Source organism: Deinococcus peraridilitoris DSM 19664 (assembly GCF_000317835.1).
GTDB lineage: Bacteria > Deinococcota > Deinococci > Deinococcales > Deinococcaceae > Deinococcus_A > Deinococcus_A peraridilitoris.
The window spans coordinates 3,623,963-3,637,743 of record NC_019793.1; the positions used below are offsets into that span (position 1 = coordinate 3,623,963).

At 65.3% G+C, this 13,781-nt stretch carries 12 protein-coding genes; 3 read left to right on the plus strand and 9 right to left on the minus strand.

Going from position 1 to position 13,781, the window contains the following annotated elements:
• The first annotated feature begins 75 nt into the window (after positions 1 to 75).
• The 3 genes from DEIPE_RS17575 (at position 76) to nspC (ending at position 3,024) form a co-directional block, all read left to right on the plus strand.
• Entirely contained in the window at positions 76 to 1,293 is a 1,218-nt protein-coding gene (locus DEIPE_RS17575) for a saccharopine dehydrogenase family protein (protein WP_015237324.1), read from the plus strand.
• A gap of 71 nt (positions 1,294 to 1,364) precedes the next feature.
• The gene (locus DEIPE_RS17580) at positions 1,365 to 1,772 is read left to right on the plus strand and encodes a hypothetical protein (protein ID WP_041230974.1); all 408 of its coding nucleotides are present in this window, start codon (positions 1,365 to 1,367) and stop codon (positions 1,770 to 1,772) included.
• A 73-nt stretch (positions 1,773 to 1,845) separates the two neighbouring features.
• A complete protein-coding gene (gene nspC, locus DEIPE_RS17585) occupies positions 1,846 to 3,024 on the plus strand; it encodes a carboxynorspermidine decarboxylase (RefSeq protein ID WP_015237326.1) in 1,179 nt (392 codons plus the stop codon).
• Between the two features lie 53 nt (positions 3,025 to 3,077).
• On the opposite strand, the gene DEIPE_RS17590 is transcribed toward nspC, so the two are convergent.
• From DEIPE_RS17590 to DEIPE_RS17630, 9 genes are all read right to left on the minus strand, one after another.
• Positions 3,078 to 3,944 (minus strand): methylenetetrahydrofolate reductase, encoded by an 867-nt coding sequence (locus DEIPE_RS17590; protein ID WP_015237327.1) that lies wholly within the window; start codon positions 3,942 to 3,944, stop codon positions 3,078 to 3,080.
• Complete coding sequence (gene metH, locus DEIPE_RS17595) at positions 3,941 to 7,588, minus strand: methionine synthase (RefSeq protein ID WP_245557653.1); 3,648 nt, start codon at positions 7,586 to 7,588, stop codon at positions 3,941 to 3,943. The genes DEIPE_RS17590 and metH overlap by 4 nt, the downstream gene beginning before the upstream one ends.
• Positions 7,589 to 7,941: 353 nt before the next feature.
• On the minus strand, positions 7,942 to 8,655 hold the full coding sequence (locus DEIPE_RS17600) for a sulfite exporter TauE/SafE family protein (RefSeq protein WP_015237329.1): 714 nt from the start codon (positions 8,653 to 8,655) through the stop codon (positions 7,942 to 7,944).
• A complete protein-coding gene (gene sat, locus DEIPE_RS17605; RefSeq protein ID WP_015237330.1) occupies positions 8,652 to 9,797 on the minus strand; it encodes a sulfate adenylyltransferase in 1,146 nt (381 codons plus the stop codon). The genes DEIPE_RS17600 and sat overlap by 4 nt, the downstream gene beginning before the upstream one ends.
• Before the next feature lie 83 nt (positions 9,798 to 9,880).
• Positions 9,881 to 10,543: a phosphoadenylyl-sulfate reductase gene (locus tag DEIPE_RS17610; protein WP_015237331.1), complete on the minus strand. Its 663-nt coding sequence runs from the start codon at positions 10,541 to 10,543 to the stop codon at positions 9,881 to 9,883.
• The gene (gene cysC, locus DEIPE_RS17615) at positions 10,521 to 11,066 is read right to left on the minus strand and encodes an adenylyl-sulfate kinase (RefSeq protein ID WP_015237332.1); all 546 of its coding nucleotides are present in this window, start codon (positions 11,064 to 11,066) and stop codon (positions 10,521 to 10,523) included. The genes DEIPE_RS17610 and cysC overlap by 23 nt, the downstream gene beginning before the upstream one ends.
• Positions 11,063 to 12,610, minus strand: coding sequence for a nitrite/sulfite reductase (locus tag DEIPE_RS17620; RefSeq protein ID WP_015237333.1), 1,548 nt, complete (start codon positions 12,608 to 12,610; stop codon positions 11,063 to 11,065). Before DEIPE_RS17620 ends, cysC begins: the two co-directional genes overlap by 4 nt.
• Before the next feature lie 30 nt (positions 12,611 to 12,640).
• A complete protein-coding gene (locus tag DEIPE_RS17625) occupies positions 12,641 to 13,069 on the minus strand; it encodes a DUF4395 domain-containing protein (protein ID WP_015237334.1) in 429 nt (142 codons plus the stop codon).
• A 218-nt stretch (positions 13,070 to 13,287) separates the two neighbouring features.
• On the minus strand, positions 13,288 to 13,755 hold the full coding sequence (locus tag DEIPE_RS17630; protein ID WP_015237335.1) for an Rrf2 family transcriptional regulator: 468 nt from the start codon (positions 13,753 to 13,755) through the stop codon (positions 13,288 to 13,290).
• Between the last annotated feature and the right edge of the window lie 26 nt (positions 13,756 to 13,781).

Here is a 13,781-nt window from a genome sequence, read left to right on the forward strand (position 1 = left end):
GCGCCCGCGCATGAAAGCCTGTACAATTCCTTCGTTTGTATGCCGCGTCCACTGAGGCCGGCAGAGGGAGAAACCATGAGCCGAGTGATCATTATCGGCGCGGGCGGCGTCGGAAACGTCGTCGCCAAAAAGTGCGCCCAGAACGACGAGGTCTTCACCGAGGTGCTGCTCGCCAGCCGCACGGTGGCCAAGTGCGACAAGATCGTCGCCGAGATTCGCGAGCACTTTCCGCAGAGCAAGACCGTCTTCACGACTGCCAGCGTCGACGCCGACAATGTGCCCGAGCTCATGCAGCTGATTCGGGGCTTTGGTCCAGCGCTGGTCATCAACGTCGCGCTGCCGTACCAGGACCTGACCATCATGGACGCCTGCCTCGAAACGGGTGTGCATTACCTCGACACGGCCAACTACGAGCCGCGTGACGTGGCGAAGTTCGAGTACTCCTGGCAGTGGGCTTACCGCGAGCGTTTCGAATCTGCCGGCCTGATGGCACTGCTGGGCTGTGGCTTCGATCCCGGGGCCACCAACGTCTTCACGGCCTACCACGCCAAGCACCACTTTCAGGAAATTCACTACCTCGACATCGTGGACTGCAACAACGGCAACCACGGCAAGGCCTTTGCGACCAATTTCAACCCGGAAATCAACATCCGCGAAATCACCGCCAACGGCCGCTACTGGGAAAACGGGCAATGGGTCGAGACCGCGCCGCTGGAAATCTCGCAGGACATCTACTACCCCAAGGTCCAGACCCGCAAGAGCTACGTGCTGTACCACGAGGAACTCGAAAGCCTCGTGCAGAACTTTCCCGCCATCCGGCGCGCGCGTTTCTGGATGACCTTTGGCGAGGCCTACATCAAGCACCTCAGCGTGCTCGAAGCCATCGGCATGACCAGCATCAAGCCGGTGAATTTTCAGGGCCAGCAGATCATCCCGCTGGAGTTCCTCAAGGCCGTGCTGCCCGCCCCGGAATCGCTCGCCGAGAATTACACCGGCCAGACCTGCATCGGCGTGCAGGCCAAGGGGATCGGCAAGAACGGCGAGGAGAAGGTGCACTTCGTGTACAACGTCTGTGACCACGCCGAGACGTATAAGGAAGTGCAGGCCCAGGCGGTCAGCTACACCACGGGTGTGCCCGCCATGATCGGCGCGATGCTGATGCTGCGCGGTGACTGGATGAAGGCCGGGGTTTATAACGTCGAGGAGTTCGACCCCGATCCCTTTGTCGAGGCCATGAATCGCTGGGGCCTCCCGGTGGACGAGCTGAGCGGCATCGAACTCGTGCGCGACTGAAACCGGTATAAGCAGGCTCCGCGCTGGTCGCGGAGCCTGCTGCTTTGCCTTCGGGCCGATACAGTAGAGAGGTGAGCGTGACCGAAGACCTGTCAGAAGTGTTCGAACGCCTGCGAGACGTTCTCGAAGACGAGACCGAAGAACTGAACGTCATTCACGACGAGGCCACCAAGTACGAAGTGCGCGCCGGGCGGGTGTTCTTTGGATCGGTCGTGCTCCGAAGAACCCAGGTGGTCTTTCAGCTGCGTGCCCTTGAAACACGGCCCGAGCTGGGTGAGGAGCTGCCCGAACCCCTGCGACGCCGCCTGCAGGGCAAAGCCGAGTTTGTCTTCAAGACGCTCGACGATGTGCAGGCCCATGGGCTGGCCGAACTCACGCGCCGCGCCTTTGATGCATACGCACGCGAAGGCGAAGAAGTCTTGCGCCTCGCGCCCGGCCGGAGTGACACGACACCGCGTCCGCGCAAACCGCGCCGCTAAGGCGGAGACATCTTGTAGACGAGGTTGCCCCGTCGCCCATTTGCCCCACGCCCCTTGCTTTAAGCTGTGTGCCGTGACGCTCACCCTATCCCCGGTCCGTCCGGTTCAAGACATTTCCTGGGACCAGATTCCCTCGCCGGCTTTCGTGCTCGACGAAGGCCGCCTGAAGCGCAACCTCGAACTGATTCAGCACGTCGCTGACCAGAGCGGCGCCGAGATCATCGTGGCCTTCAAGGGGTTTGCCATGTGGAGCAGTTTCGACCTCGTGCGCCAGTACGTCTCCGGGGCCACGGCGAGCAGCCTCAACGAGGCGTTGCTCGCCAAAGAGGAAATGCGCGGTGAGGTGCACGTGTACGCGCCCGCCTACAGCGACGAGGACTTTGGACCGATGTTGCAGCTGGCCGACCACCTGACCTTCAACTCGTTCTCGCAGTGGGAACGCTTCAGGCCGCAGGTTCAGGCTGCCCGCGCGGCCGGCAAGAAAGTCGGGATCGGCATCCGCATCAATCCGGAATACTCCGAGGTCGGCACGGCCCTCTACAACCCCAGCATGCCCTTTTCCCGCCTGGGGGTGACGCGCGCGCGCTTCCACCCGGACCTGCTCGACGGTGTGGACGGTCTGCACTTCCATACTCTCTGCGAAAATGACAGCGACACCCTGGAGCGGGTGCTGGAGGTCATCGAGCAGAATTTCGGTGAGTTTCTTCCACAGATGCAGTGGGTCAACTTTGGCGGTGGCCACCTGATGACCCGCGAAGGCTACGACCTGGAACGCCTGATCCGGGTGGTGAGAAACTTCCGCGAGAAGTGGGGCGTGAAGGTCATCCTGGAGCCCGGCAGCGCCTTTGGCTGGCAGACCGGCTGGCTGGTGTCCAGCGTACTCGACGTGCTGCACAACGAAAAGGAAATCGCCATCCTGGACATCAGCGTGAGTGCGCACATGCCCGACGTGCTCGAAATGCCTTACCGTCCCGGCATCCTGGGTGCGGCCCTGCCCGGCGAGAAAGCCCACACCTACCTGCTGGGCGGCACGACCTGCCTTTCGGGGGACGTGGTCGGAGAGTACAGTTTCGACGCGCCCCTGCAGCTGGGTGACCGGGTGGTGTTCGACGACATGATCCACTACACCATGGTCAAGACAACCTTTTTCAATGGCGTCAAGCACCCCGACATCGGCATTCTGTCGGTGGACGGTCAGTACCGCGTGGTGAAGCAGTTCGGTTACGAGGAATTCAAGGCCAAGCTTTCGTAGACATTACAAGGAAGCGCCCGCAACGCGCGGGCGCTTCTTTTTCTTTCCGAGCTTCAGCCCGCCGTCAAAGCCGGGGTTTCGCCCAGCACCCGCCCCACGATCTCGGGTTTGCCGAGAGGATAGAGGTGCACGCCCGCCACACCGAGCCCGCGCAGGTCCTCGACGAGCTTGGCGCTCCACGCCACCCCGGCGGCCGCGCCGCCCTCCTCGACGGCGCTGAGCAGCTCCGCCGGGACGCTCGCCCACTTGGAGACGTTCTGCGCCATCTTGACGCTGCGAATCGGCAGCACGCCGAACAGCACCGGAATGGGCAGTTCGCCGACCGCATCCATGAAGCGCTCTACCTGTTCGGTCGAGAAGACCGGCTGGGTCTGCGCAAAGTGCGCGCCCGCGCTCACCTTCTGCTGCAGGCGCTCTTTTTCACGTTCGAGGTCAGGGTTGGTCGGGTTAAGGGCCACGCCAATGCGGAAATCGGTGCACGACCCCAGTTCCCGGCCCGCCTTGGAGCGTCCCGCGTTCAGTTCGCTGGCCATCGAGGCCAGCCCGTCCGCGCCCACCTCGTAGACACCGGTGGCCTCCGGGTGATCGCCGCGTGTGGGTGGGTCACCGTACAGGCACAGGATGTGGCGTACCCCCAGCGCGTGTGCGCCGAGCAGCTCCGCCTGCAGGCCCAGCACGTTGCGGTCGCGGCAGGTCAGGTGGAAAATGACCTCCAGGCTCAGGTCGCGCTGAATCAGGTGGGCGATGGCGATGGGGCTCATGCGCAGATTCGCCATGGGCGAGTCGCTGACGTTCACGGCGTCCACCAGGCCACGCAGCGCTCGGGCCTCGTTCAGGGTGGAGGTCGGGTCCGGCCCACGCGGTGGATCGAGTTCGGCGGTGACGACAAACGAGCGGCCAAGGTTTTTGCTGAGGCTCATACGGCTTCCTTTGCAGAAGGGGCGGTGGGCTGGGAGTTCGGGCCGGCCTGGGCGCTCACCGCGCCGGCCGGGTCATAGGCGAGCACGGGAGCCAGCCAGCGTTCGGCTTCCTGCAGGGTCCAGCCCTTGCGCTCGGCGTAGTCCTCGACCTGATCGCGTCCGATGCGCCCGATGGCGAAGTAGCGCGACTCGGGGTGCGCGAAGTAGAGGCCGCTCACGCTGGCGGCGGGCCACATGGCGCCGCTCTCGGTCAGCCTGAGCCCGATCTCCTCGGCCTGCAGCACCTCAAAGAGGGTGCGCTTCTCGGTGTGGTCGGGTTGCGCCGGATAGCCGGGCGCCGGGCGGATTCCCACGTAGCGCTCCTTGATCAGGTCCTCGCCGGTGAGGTCCTCGCTGTGGGCATAGCCCCACAGGTCCCGGCGCACATCGGCGTGCAGTTTCTCGGCGAAGGCCTCGGCCAGACGGTCGGCCACGGCCTTGACCAGAATCGAGCTGTAGTCGTCGTGCTGGGCCTCGAACTGCGCAGCGAGCTCCTCGGCCCCGTGGATGGTCACCGCGAACAGGCCCGCGTGGTCCGTGACGCTGCCCTGGGGCGCCACGAAGTCGGAGAGGGCGAGGTTGGCGCCGCCCTGCTCGCGCTGCTGGCGCAGGGTGTGCAGGGTGGCGAGCGTTTCGCCGCCCGGCTGCAGCAGTCTCACGTCGTCGCCCGTACTTTCCGCCGGGTAGAGGCCCACGACCGCGCGCGCCGTGAGCAGCTCTTCCTCGACGATGCGCCGCAGCAGTGCCTGGGCGTCGGCCAGCAGTTCGCGGGCCTGCGCGCCCACCTTGGGGTCATCCAGAATTTTGGGGTAGACGCCGGGCAGTTCCCAGGCGATGAAGAACGGGGTCCAGTCGATAAAGTCCAGCAGACCGGACACGTTCTGCTCGATGACCTGCCGCCCCGGCTGGCGCGGTGCGGGCGTTCCGGCATGGGGCAGCCGGGGTCCCCGCGCGCGGGCCTGTTCCAGGGTCAGCAGGCGGATCTTGCGGTTCTCGTGACGGTCACGCAAGCCCACGTACTCGTCACGGGTGCGCTGCAAAAAGGCGTCCTTGTTCGCCCCAAGCAGGTCGCCGACGGTGGTCACCGCACGGCTGGCGTCGTGCACGTGCACCACCGGCGCGCGGCGGGCGGGCGCGATCTTGACCGCCGTGTGCGTGCGCGAGGTGGTCGCGCCGCCGATCAGGAGGGGCAGCGTGAGTTCCTGGCGCTCCAGTTCGCGCGCGACGTGAACCATCTCGTCGAGGCTGGGGGTGATCAGGCCCGACAGGCCGATGACGTCCACCTCCAGGCGCCGCGCTTCGGCAAGAATCTTCTCGGCACTGACCATCACGCCCAGGTCGGTCACCTCGTAGCCGTTGCAGCCCAGCACCACCCCGACGATGTTCTTGCCGATGTCGTGCACGTCGCCCTTGACGGTCGCCAGCAGCACCCGGCCCTTGCGTGAGCCTTCCTGTTTCTGGGCTTCCAGGTACGGCGTGAGGTGCGCGACGGCGCGTTTCATCACCCGCGCCGACTTCACGACCTGCGGCAGAAACATCTTGCCGCTGCCGAACAGGTCCCCGACGATGTTCATGCCGTCCATCAGGGGCCCCTCGATCACCTCCAGGGGTGAGCCGAGCAGCTGGTAGGCTTCCTCGGCGTCGACTTCCACGAAGTCCGCCACGCCCTGCACCAGGGCGTGCTGCAGGCGCTCACGTACCGGCAGTTCACGCCAGGCGGCGGCCTCGGCCCTGGTTTTTTTCTCGCCCTTGTAGCGCTCGGCGATCTCCAGCAGGCGGTCGGCGGCGTCCGGGCGGCGGGCCAGGATCACGTCCTCGACCCGCTCGCGCAGCTCGCTTTCCAGATCGTCGTACACCGCGAGCATTCCGGCGTTCACGATGCCCATGTCGAGCCCCGCGCGAATGGCGTGGTACAGAAAGACGCTGTGCATCGCTTCACGCACGTGGTTGTTGCCCCGGAAGCTGAACGACACGTTGCTGATTCCGCCTGACACCAGGGCCCCGGGTAGGTTCTGCTTGATCCAGCGTGTCGCCTCGATGAAGTCGAGCGCGTAGCGGTCGTGCTCGGGAATCCCGGTGGCGACGGTCAGCACGTTGGGATCGAAGATGATGTCCTGCGGCGCGAAATTCGCCTGTTCGGTCAGCAACTGGTAGGCACGCGAGCAGATCTCGATGCGGCGCGGGGCGTTGTCGGCCTGTCCGCGCTCGTCAAAGGCCATCACCACCACGGCGGCCCCATAGCGGCGAATGCGCCGCGCCTGACGCAGGAATTCCGCTTCACCTTCCTTGAGGCTGATGGAGTTCACGATGGCCTTGCCCTGCACGCGCTTGAGACCTGCTTCCAGCACGTCCCAGCGGCTGGAGTCGAGCATCAGGGGCACGCGGGCGATGTCGGGCTCGGCGGCCAGCAGGTTCAGAAAGCGCACCATCACCGCTTCGGAATCGAGCAGCCCCTCGTCCACGTTGATGTCCACCACCTGCGCGCCGTTCAGTACCTGCTGCCGGGCGATCCTGAGGCCCGCGTCGTAGTCCCCGGCCAGAATCGCCTGCGAGAACTTCGGGCTGCCGGTGATGTTGGTCCGCTCACCCACGTTGACGAAGTTGGTTTCCGGCGTGATCCTGAGAGGCTCCAGCCCGGAGAACAGCGGCAGGGCGGGCAGGGGCGCAGGCGCACGGGGCTGCGACGTCTCGACCGCCTCCGCGATGGCGCGGATGTGCTCGGGCGTGGTGCCGCAGCAGCCGCCCACGATGTTCAGCAGACCGTCGCGCGCAAATTCGCCCAGCACCTGCGCCATCTGCTCGGGTGTTTCGTCGTACTCGCCGAAGGCGTTGGGCAGGCCCGCGTTGGGGTGAATGCTCACGAAGGCGTCGGTGCTGCCGGCGATGGAGCGCAGGTGCGGGCGCAGCATGTCGGCGCCCAGCGCACAGTTGAGGCCCAGGCTGAGCAGGGGAGCGTGCGACACCGACGCCGCGAAGGCCTCGGCAGTCTGCCCCGACAGCGTGCGCCCGCTGGCGTCCGTGATGGTTCCGGACAGCATGATGGGCAGCTCGCGCCCCAGCCGGTCGAAGACTTCCTGCGCGGCAAACAGGGCCGCCTTGCAGTTGAGGGTATCAAAGACGGTCTCGATCAGCAGCAGGTCCGCGCCGCCCTCGATCAGCGCCTCGGTCTGCTCCTCATAGGCCCGCACGAGTTCGTCGAAGTCCACCGCCCGGAAGCCAGGATCGTTCACGTCCGGCGACAGGGTCGCCGTGCGGTTGGTCGGGCCGATCGAGCCCGCCACGAAGCGTGGTTTGCCGGGGTCGAGGCGGGTGAATTCGTCGGCCAGTTCCCGCGCGATGCGCGCGCCCTCGACGTTGAGCGCCCGGACCCAGGCCTGCATGCCGTAGTCGGCCTGCGCGATGCTGGTCGAGCTGAAGGTATTGGTCTCCAGAATGTCAGCGCCCGCTTCCAGGAACGCGCGGTGAATGTCCGCGATGACGTCCGGGCGGGTCAGGTTGAGCAGATCGTGGTTGCCGCGCAGCGCCTGAGGTTTCAGGTCTGCGCCAAAATCTTCGCGCCAGTAATCGAGTTCGCTCAGCTGGCGGGCCTGAATCATGGTGCCCATGGCGCCGTCGAGAATCAGGATGCGCTCACGCAACAGGGCGCGGATGTCAGAAGGTACGGGTGAATCGTGGATACTCAAGGTCGGCTCCTCGCTCGGGAAGGGCCGCGCTGCGTGCCAGTGAACCGCACAGGCCGAAGGTTCAGCCTGTGCGGGTACGGCGCTCGTGGCGCGGACAGACGGCTCCATCGGTCCCTCGAATCGGCCATCGTCGGCTTGCCCGGGGGCTGGAAAGCACCGTGCCGTGATGAGGGCCGGTTGCTGCGCGTGTCTTCGGGCCAGTTCCCTCACGCGCTCTGGATAGAACCGCGCGAAAACGCGCGATCACTCTATTGTGTCGCAAGGACGCGAACAGGTCAACGGAGCAGGAGCAGACAACCTGATACGAACAGTACTCCGCCGAGCAGCGAGCGTGATGCCTTTTGCCCAAGTCGTGAAACCAGCGAGGCGCCGATCCACGCCGCTGGAACGCTGCCACACAGCACCAGCAAAGCGATCCGCCAGTCCACTGCAGCGCGGGAGGCGTGCGCCATGGCCGCTACGCCGGTCAGAAACAGGCCATGCACGACGTCTGTCCCGGCGAGGCGCGCCAGCGGGAGCTGTGGCTGCGCCCACCGCAGATAAAGTGCCGTGAGGGCGCCGCTTCCCACGCTGGTGATTCCGACCATGGCTCCCACCAGCACGCCGACGAGCGGCAATGGCAATGCAGTGACGAACCGTGGCGCGCTCGATTTCGGTTGCCAGATTTGCGCGATGGCCGTGAGAATCAGCGCCACGGCCAGAAAGCGCCTGAGCGACGAACCGTCGACGGGGAGAAGGCCGGCGATCAGGGCGGCTGGAAGACTCCCGGATGCCAGCCGCGCAACGGTACGCCAGTCCACCTGCCGCGCCTGACTGTGCCGGATAGTCGCGACCAGCTTGGTCCCGCTTGCCGCGACCAGATCGGTCCCGATCACGACCTGCAGTGGCACGCCCACCAGAATTAAAAGGGGGGTGAGTAAGCTTCCACCCCCGATCCCGGTGCTGGAGACCAGCAGACCGGTCAGAATGCCAAGTGCGATCAGGATCATACGTCGCGGTAGGCTTCACGCAAAACTTCTGCAACCTCGGGACGGGTAAATTCCACCGGCAGGTCGCCGCCGCTGCGCAGAATCTCGCGCACTTTGGTGCCGGAGAGGACCAGATGCTCGCTGCTGTCGTGCGGGCAGGTGCGCGGCGAGACCAGCTGGGTACACTTGCGGCAATAAAAGGTGTGCTCGAATTTCAGAATCTCGATGCCCAGCTCGGCGCGCGAAAAGGCGTTAAAGATTTCCTGCGCGTCGTAGGTACCGTAGTAGCTGCCGACACCCGCGTGGTCGCGCCCGACAATAAAGTGGGTGCAGCCGTAATTGCGCCGCGAAATCGCGTGCATGACCGCCTCGCGCGGTCCGGCGTAGCGCATGGCCGCCGGGTAGACGCTCAGGAAGGTGCGCGCCGCAGGATAATAGTGCGCGAGCAGCTCGCGGTAGGCGCGCATGCGCACGTCGGCGGGCACGTCGTCGGATTTGGTCTCGCCGACCAGTGGGTGCAGCAGCAGCCCGTCCACGTGCTCCAGTGCGACCTTGTGCAGGTACTCGTGCGCGCGGTGAATCGGGTTGCGGGTCTGGAAAGCCACCACGGTCTGCCAGCCGCGCGCGGCGAACGCGTCACGCGTCTCGCGCGGCGTGTGGTGATACTCCGGAAAGCGGCCACGGTCGAGCCTGAGCAGCGTCACGTTACCCGCCAGGTTGATGTCGCCCTGCGCGTACAGCGCCGCCACGCCCGGGTGCGCCTCGTCCTGGGTGCGGTAGACTTCGCGCGCTTCGTACTGCTTGTGCGCTTCGTACTGTTCCTGCACGTCGAGCCGACCGACCAGTTCACCGTGGTAGGTCAGCGCGACCGGGCCGCGCAGGCGCGGAGCATCCTCGCGGCTGACGCCGAGGGTGATCGGCACGCTCCAGGGAGTGCCACTCGCCAGCCGCATGCGGTCGATCACGCTCTGGTAGTCCGCCTCGCCCATGAAGCCGGTCAGGGGCGAGTAGACGCCCGTGGCGATCAGCTCGAGGTCGGCGTAGTTGCGCGCGCTGAGTTCGAGTGTCGGGAGCGTGGCGAGCTCGGCCGCGTCGAGGTTTCCGACGCGCCAGACGAGCTGGCCGCCAAGCGGGGTGGGGAGGGTGTCAGCAGTGAGGGTCAAGAGAGAATCCTTTCGTTCGGTTCCAGTTCAAAGGGCTCGGGGGAGCCAAGCCCTCCCAGCGAGCTGTCGTTCTGCGCGGGGGCTTACAGCGCTTTTTCGCCGACCCACAGCCCGCACTCGGTCTTGCCCTTGCCGGCCCAGCGGCCCGCGCGGGCGTCCTCACCAGGGCGCACGGCCCGCGTGCACGGCCAGCAGCCGATCGAGAGGAAGCCGTCCCAGTACAGCGGATTCACGGGGAGTTCCTGCTCCTGGGCGTAGGCCTCCAGCTGCTCGCGGGTCCAGTAGGCCAGCGGGTTGATGCGCCGCCGCGCGCCTTCTTCCACGAAGGGAATCTCGGCGCGGGTGCTGGCCTGGTCGCGCGAGCGGCCGTTGAGCAGCGCGCTGGGGTTCTTCTGCGCGAGGTAGTTCTGCAGCGGCGCGACCTTGCGCACGGCGCAGCAGCCGTCGGGGTCGGTGATGTACTGCCCCTCGTCCGGCAGGTTCTGGCCCGCTTTGAGGGTCACGAAGGTCAGTTCGGGGTAGCGCTCCGCGAGGCGGTCGCGGGTCACGAGCGTCTCGGGGAAATGGTAGCCGGTATCGACAAAGGCCACCTCGCCGCGGTAGCCCGCCTGCGCGGCGAGGTCGATTAGAACCGTGCCGTTGAGGTTGAAGGCGCTGGGCATCAGGATGTCCGGATGCGCCTGCAGTGCCCAGGCGATCACGTCGGTCGGGTGGGTGTGCTCGTTAAACTCGGGCAACTTCGCCATGCTGGACCCCCAGGGCGCTCAGAAGACGCTGCAGGCCTTCTTGCACGCTGATTTCGTCGGTCTTGAGGTGAATGTCGGCCTTCAGGGGCGCCTCGTACGGATCGTTCACTCCGGTGAAGTGCTGAATCTCGCCGCGCAGCGCCTTTTCATACAGACCCTTGACGTCGCGCTGTGTCACCACGTCCAGGGGCGCGTCTACGAAGACTTCCAGGGCGTTGGGCAGCTCACTGAGTACCTGGTCGCGGGTGTCGCGGTAGGGGCTGATGGCGCTCACCAGCACCGTGACGCCGTGGCGGGCGAGCAGGCCCGCCACGAAGGCGATGCGGCGCACGTTGGTGTCCCGGTCGGCCTTGCTGAACCCCAGGCCCTTCGAAAGATTCTCACGCACGGCGTCACCGTCGAGCAGCTCCACCTGCTCGCCCTGGTCCACCAGCTCTTGATAGAGCGCCTGGGCCAGGGTGGTCTTGCCGGCACCGGAGAGGCCGGTAAACCACACCACGCGTCCTTGCCGGGTGCGGCTCACGCGGGCACCTTGCCGAGAATGGCGTCGGGGGTGAAGCGGTCCTGGCCGACCCGACCGACGTACTGCACGAAGCTCTCCCCGGCGGTGCGGCCCTGGCGGAAGTCTTCCAGCACGCCTTCTGTGTAGCGCTCCAGTTCGCCCGCCTTGACGCGTCCCTTGAGCTTGGCGCCCAGGCGCTGGGCTTCACCGAGCGAGCCCGCGAGGTGCACGTTGTAGACTTCCTCGCCCAGGTGGTTGGCGCCCATGAAGCCCAGATCGGCCACCTGGTAACGGGTGCAGGCGTTGCTGCAGCCGGTCAGGTTAATGGTGAAGGGCACGTCGAGGTCCGCAAATTTCGGCTCCAGGTAATCGACGAGGTCGCTCGTGCGCTGCTTGGTCTCGGTGAGGGCCAGGCGGCAGAACTGAATGCCGGTGCAGGCGATGGTGGTGCCGCGCAGCGAGATCTTGGGGGCGAGGTTGAGCGCCGCGAGTTCCTGGCTGAGCGCCTCCACGTTCTCGCTCGGCACGTTGGGAATCAGCATGTTCTGGAAAGGAGTGTTGCGCAGTTCGCCGCTGCCGTACTTCTCGGCGAGGTCTGCCAGGGCACGCGCCTTTTCGGGATTGATGCGGCCCACGGTGGTCGCGACGACCAGGTAGTGCTGGCCGTTTTTCTGCGGGTGCACGCCCAGCACGTCGTTGCCGCCGAAGGGCGCGACGGGCGCGCTGGGTCCGTCGGGGAGCTTGTAGCCCAGGTAGTCGTTTTCGACGATCTCGCGGAATTTCTCCACGCCCATGTCGATGATCAGGTACTTCAGGCGGGACTTCTTGCGGTTCACCCGGAATCCGTGGTCGCGGTAGGCGGCGGTGATGGCCTTGGCGACATCCAGGGTCTGCTCGGGCTTGATGAACACCCCGAGGCGCTCGGCGAGGTGCGCGACCGCGCCCAGGCCGCCGCCGACCCACACGTCGAAACCAACTTCGCCGTTCACCTCGTGGGCCAGGAAGCCGATGTCGTTCACCAGGTGAATACCCTCGAGCTCGGGCGTGCCGGTCAGGCTGATCTTGAACTTGCGCGGCAGGTCGCCGTAGTCGGGATTGCCGCTGAGTTCGCGGTCGAGCTCCTCGGCGTAGGGACGCACGTCAAAGACTTCACGCGCGTCGAGGCCCGCCAGGGGAGAGGCGATCACGGCGCGCACCGTGTCGCCGCAGGCGCCCTTGGAGTGCAGCCCGACCGTTTCCAGCCGGTCGAAGATCTGCGGAATGTCCTGAATGCTCAGCCAGTGGAACTGAAAGGCCTGACGGTCGCTGACGTCGAGGGTGCCGCGCGCAAAGTCCTCACTGATTCCCGCGACAGTACGCAGGGTCTCGGCGCTGAAGGCGCCGCCGGGCACCTTGACGCGCATCATCAGGAAGCCGTCTTCCTGGGGACGCTGCGGATAGATGCCGTACCACTTGGCGAGGTCGAGGAGTTCGGCGTCCACCTGACCACTTTCGGCCCATTGGTAGATGTCTCGCAGGATTTCAAAGGGTGGTTTTTGCTTTTTCAGGGTTTCGATGTCTGACATGAACGCTCCGAATCAGGATTGAAATAAGGCTCAGCGGCTGGTACGCAAACGGAAGCGCAGCATCTTGTACTGGAAATACAGCAGGCAACCGACGCAGATATGGGTGGTGAGGTTGAGCAGCGCGAGCGCGATGACCGTGATGGCGAGAACTGTGCCGATCAGGGGTGCACCGGCAAAGGAGGCGAGCGCGGCGAGGGCAAGGACGATTCCGCCGACGGTCTGCGCGAAGTTGTGCGCGCGCGGGTCGTCTTCGACCACTTGTGGCTTGACCCCGAGGGCGCGCCTCAGACCGCGCTGCCACAGCTGCTTGAACAGCGCGATCTCGCCCCGCCAGCTGCCCAGCAGCAAAATGGCCGCCAGACAGGCGAGCAACCAGGGCGTTTGTGTCAGCACGGCCAGGGTCGTGATGGTGACGATGCTGATCTGGTTGAACTTGAGGGTGGTGGTTTCGGTGTTCAAGTCGCCTCCCTTCGGCATCCGAATAACTGACCGAAATTGTACACTATACAAAGTGACAAGATTGGTCAACTTGGTTCAGGGTAGGCCAATTGTCTAAGTGACTTCTGAAAGCCCGCCCGGTCGACTGTTCGCCCTCTCTTGGTCAATCGCCGCGTAACCCTGAACACCAGCGATGGGGCGCTCCGGTGAGGAGCGCCCTACAAACGAACCAACCGAATTCACGCGTTCGGACGCAGCAGGTGGGTCAGGCAGTGCCCGTAATCCACCTTGGCCCGTGCGTCCTGCACGAGGTCAGCCACGCTGAACTCCTGCAGCACCCCGAGCATCGCGTCACGCATGCGTTTGTACACTGTGTTGCGCGCGTGGCAGCGATCCTGCTCCACGCACTCCTCATGCCAGTTGAGGCTGATGCACGACAGGGGAGCCACTGGCCCGTCCACCGCGCGCACCACCTCGCACAAACTGATCAGGTGCGGCTTGCGCGCCAGGGCGTACCCTCCGCCGATTCCCTTTTTGGATTTCACGACGCCCTTGCTGGACAGCATTGCCAGAATACGCACCAGGTAAGGACGCGCCACCCGGGTTTTCTCGCTGATCTCGTCGCTGCTGATCCAGCGGGTCGGGTCCTGCAGCCCCAGGTAGCCCAGTGCCTGAAACGCGTAGATGTCCGTCGAGGAAAGCCGCATGAGGGTATCCTACCTGCCTTCTCGCG

Bases quoted from the DNA above. Each gene is read 5' to 3' on its own strand.
- DEIPE_RS17575 (WP_015237324.1), top strand. From the start codon at position 76: ATGAGCCGAGTGATCATTATCGGCGCGGGCGGCGTCGGAAACGTCGTC.
- DEIPE_RS17590 (WP_015237327.1), bottom strand. From the start codon at position 3,944: ATGAGCCTCAGCAAAAACCTTGGCCGCTCGTTTGTCGTCACCGCCGAA.
- metH (WP_245557653.1), bottom strand. From the start codon at position 7,588: ATGGGCACCATGATTCAGGCCCGCCAGCTGAGCGAACTCGATTACTGG.
- DEIPE_RS17600 (WP_015237329.1), bottom strand. From the start codon at position 8,655: ATGATCCTGATCGCACTTGGCATTCTGACCGGTCTGCTGGTCTCCAGC.
- DEIPE_RS17610 (WP_015237331.1), bottom strand. From the start codon at position 10,543: ATGGCGAAGTTGCCCGAGTTTAACGAGCACACCCACCCGACCGACGTG.
- DEIPE_RS17620 (WP_015237333.1), bottom strand. From the start codon at position 12,610: ATGTCAGACATCGAAACCCTGAAAAAGCAAAAACCACCCTTTGAAATC.
- DEIPE_RS17630 (WP_015237335.1), bottom strand. From the start codon at position 13,755: ATGCGGCTTTCCTCGACGGACATCTACGCGTTTCAGGCACTGGGCTAC.